Raw genomic sequence first — 454 nt, 5'->3', positions numbered from 1 at the left:
AACGTGTAGATAAGAATGGCACTTCAGTCACTGCAACTTACAGTCCAGAATTCTCTTATGTCAGCACTACACGGACTAGTGGATCTCGCAGAGGGCCTGGAGGTCAGACGCAAGCACGTCCGACCTCCTTCCAAGGTGGCGATCCACTAGTTCCAATCGATGAAACAGTTGAGCCAACCTTCGCAGATGGAAGCAAAGAGAAGAACATTCCAGGTCAAGGAACTTACACCATTGCGCCAGATGGTACAGTAACCTTCACTCCAGATAAGCAGTTTGTAGGGAAACCAGATCCAATCATCGTGAAACGTGTGGATAAGAATGGTACTCCAGTTACTGCGACTTACAGTCCAGAATTTACGAAAGTAACACCAATTGGTAAGGATGTTTCCTCTGAAAATATTAAGGGACTTGTACAAACCGGTACTCCAACGTTTGAAGGTGGCGATCCACTGGT

General features: G+C 46.5%; 1 protein-coding gene. It reads left to right on the top strand.

Features of this window, described 5'->3' with window-relative positions; translation table 11 throughout:
• The coding region (locus tag AWH02_RS05975; protein ID WP_236708896.1) for a hypothetical protein at positions 1-454 on the top strand (454 nt) is incomplete at both ends.

Source organism: Streptococcus gordonii, assembly GCF_001553855.1.
GTDB lineage: Bacteria > Bacillota > Bacilli > Lactobacillales > Streptococcaceae > Streptococcus > Streptococcus gordonii.
This window is presented reverse-complemented; position numbering and strand designations above follow the sequence as displayed.